Below are 593 nucleotides of genomic sequence, written 5' to 3'. Positions count from 1 at the left end.
GATGAACATAGTTGGCGGTGCTGGCGGTGCTGTCTATAATGCCAACACATTTATATTAAGTGGCAACTACACGTACTTTGACAATAACACTGCTGCTAATGGCGGGGCTGTCTATAATGATAATGCTGGCACATTTACATTAGGTGGCAGTGACGCAATCTTTAGGAGTAACGTGGCTACTACCGATGGTGGTGCTGTCTATAATGCTGGCAACTTCATAATAAATGGCGACAGAACAAGCTTTAACTGGAACGAGGCTAATGTCTATGGCGGTGCTATCCGTAATACTGGCACATTTACAATAAATGGCGACAACACAAGCTTTACGGGGAACGCTACTGTTAATGGTTCTGGTGGTGCTGTATTTAATATAGGCAATTTTATAGTGGGAGGTAATTACACAAGGTTTGATAATAACACCGCTGTTAATGGTTCTGGCGGTGCTATCCTTAATGGTGATAATTTTACATTGGGTGGCGACTACACAACGTTTTATAATAACATTGCCTCTACGGGCGGTGCTATCTTTAACTCTAGCAATTTTATATTGGGTGGCGACCACACAATTTTTCATAGTAATGTTGCTGATTATT

1 pseudogene is annotated in these 593 nt (G+C 41.5%); it reads left to right on the top strand.

The window, feature by feature from the left end:
• A pseudogene (locus tag AC1MDJ_RS08430) lies at positions 1 to 593 on the top strand (hypothetical protein); the annotation flags it as partial.

The sequence above is a fragment of the Candidatus Termitispirillum reticulitermitis genome (assembly GCF_054655775.1).
Note: the sequence above shows the minus strand (reverse complement) of the source record. Positions and strands in the feature narration are given on the sequence as shown.